At 71.7% G+C, this 1,499-nt stretch carries 2 protein-coding genes; both read left to right on the top strand.

Features of this window, described 5'->3' with window-relative positions; all coding sequences use genetic code 11:
- Nucleotides 1-144: 144 nt before the first annotated feature.
- Nucleotides 145-447 (top strand): ferredoxin, encoded by a 303-nt coding sequence (locus ACZ6NC_RS41935; RefSeq protein WP_465739149.1) that lies wholly within the window; start codon nucleotides 145-147, stop codon nucleotides 445-447.
- A complete protein-coding gene (locus tag ACZ6NC_RS41930) occupies nucleotides 444-1,358 on the top strand; it encodes a menaquinone biosynthetic enzyme MqnA/MqnD family protein (protein ID WP_465739148.1) in 915 nt (304 codons plus the stop codon). Before ACZ6NC_RS41935 ends, ACZ6NC_RS41930 begins: the two co-directional genes overlap by 4 nt.
- Nucleotides 1,359-1,499 lie beyond the last annotated feature (141 nt).

The raw sequence follows: 1,499 nt of genomic DNA, 5'->3' as shown, positions 1-1,499 counted from the left end.
GCTTCCGTCCGGTGGAGCGCAACACCCGCTACGAGGTCATCCGCGAGTACGACGGCCCGGACCTGACCCGCCGCGACACCCCCCAAGCCATGCGCGTGTGACCTCGACGGCCCCCACCCCGACGACGATCGGCAGGTTCCAGCCATGCCCACGAAGACGCACGACGAGCCGCACGACGAGGAACTGGAGGTCTGGATCGACCAGGGCCTCTGCACCGGGGACGGGATCTGCGTCCAGTACGCGCCGGAGATCTTCGAGCTGGACATCGACGGCCTCGCCTATGTGAAGGACGAGGACGACGAGCTGTGCCAGCAGCCGGCGGAGGCGGTGATCCTGCCGCTGCCACTGCTGCGGGACGTGGTGGATTCGGTACGGGACTGTCCCGGGGACTGCATCCACGTACGCCGCCGCAGCGACCAGGTCGAGGTGTACGGGCCGGACGCGTGACCGGGCGCACCCGGCAGCGCCCGAGGACCGGCCACATCAGGTTCCTCAACTGCCTCCCCCTGCTCTGGGGGCTGGCCAGGACCGGAGACCTGCTCGACCTCGACCTGACCTTCGACACGCCGGACCACCTGAGCGCCGCACTGGCCCGTGGCGACCTCGACGTCGGCCCGATCAGCCTGGTGGAGTTCCTCCGCAACGCCGACGAGCTGGTCGCCCTCCCGGACATCGCGATCGGCAGCGACGGGCCGGTGATGTCCTGCCTGATCGTGAGCGAGGTACCGCTGGCCGAGCTGGACGGCGCCCCCGTCGCGCTCTGCTCCACCAGCCGCACCTCGGTGCAGCTGGCCCGGCTGGTGCTTTCCGACCTGGTCGGCGTCAAGCCGGACTACTTCGTCTGCCCGCCGGACCTGACGACCATGCTCTCCCAGGCCTCCGCGGCCGTGGTGATCGGCGACCCCGCGCTGCGGGCCTCGCTGCTCCAGGCACCCCGGCAGGGGCTGGAGGTGCACGACCTGGGGGAGATCTGGCGGGACTGGACGGGACTGCCGTTCGTCTTCGCGGTGTTCGCGGCCCGCCGCGACTTCCTGGAGAGGGAGCCCGGGACGGTGCACCAGGTCCACCGGGCGCTGCTGGCCGCACGCGATCTGGCCCGGGACGAGATGGACCAGGTGTGCGAGCGGGCCGCCCGCTGGGAGGACCTGGACGCGCCCACGCTCAAGCGTTACTTCACCTCGGCGCTCGACTACGGCCTCGGCGAGCGCCAGCTCGCCGGCATCGCGGAGTTCGCCCGCCGGGTCGGCGGCGCCGCCGCGGGCTTCCCGGAGGACGTCCGTGTGCGGCTGCTGGACACCAGCGCACGAGGGAGCCGACCGGTCCAGCCGGACGTGACCAGCAACAAGCCGACGAACTGAAGGAGAGGGCGGCGACGTGTCGAAGCTCGAAGAGGAACACCCCGGTCTGCAGGCCGTGCTCGACCGGGCCGCCGGCGGGGGGCGGATCACCCCGGAGGAGGCGCTGGAGCTGTACCGTTCGGCGCCGCTGCACGCGTTGGG

The sequence above is a fragment of the Kitasatospora sp. NPDC041988 genome, from assembly GCF_055588525.1.
Note: the sequence above shows the minus strand (reverse complement) of the source record. Positions and strands in the feature narration are given on the sequence as shown.